Raw genomic sequence first — 585 nt, 5'->3', positions numbered from 1 at the left:
AAAAACAGTGACTCTGGCGTATTGAGAAGAAGATACGCGCCAACTGCGCCACCGACTAAGCTGAACGAAACGGTGAATAGCAGTTCTTGTTTGTTTTTCAAAATTTCTTCACGAAAGCCCACGGCACCGCTTATGTATCCCGCGCATGCGGCGTAAGTGTTGGTGGCGTTAGCCATGATGGGCGGCACGCCAACCGCCATCAGGGCGGGGAAGGTGATAAAACTTCCGCCTCCTGCTATCGAATTCATGATTCCACCTACCACGCCTGCAGCAAACAACAGAGCCAATTCCAGCAGCATAAACAATCCTTGTTATGTTCTTATTGGTTATTAGAGTCTTAGATTTTGAGAACGCATGTTCTAACGTTTTTATGAGATTTACTTTACATGCTCCAAAACGAAATTGTTCAGTGCCGTTGTGGTTTTGATAACGTGAACCTCTTTCTAGCGAAATTTTTCTCTTAGCCGTGATATTACTTCATCGTTGCTATATCAAAGAAAGAAAAAGCCACCGCGAGGGTGGCTTTTAGGGGCTATCAAGAAGGAGGAATCGACGATTATTGCTCAACTTTTACATGTTGCGCTT

1 protein-coding gene is annotated in these 585 nt (G+C 44.8%); it reads right to left on the bottom strand.

Annotated features, from left to right (window positions below):
• A partial coding sequence (locus tag R8O10_RS26440) for a sulfite exporter TauE/SafE family protein (RefSeq protein WP_318192127.1) occupies positions 1-299 on the bottom strand: 299 nt, incomplete at its 3' end.
• Positions 300-585: the final 286 nt, after the last annotated feature.

The organism is Vibrio sp. 1727, assembly GCF_033344415.1.
Classification (GTDB): domain Bacteria; phylum Pseudomonadota; class Gammaproteobacteria; order Enterobacterales; family Vibrionaceae; genus Vibrio; species Vibrio alginolyticus.
The sequence above is the reverse complement of the archived record's forward strand: the minus strand, read 5'-3'. Positions and strand labels throughout refer to the sequence as shown.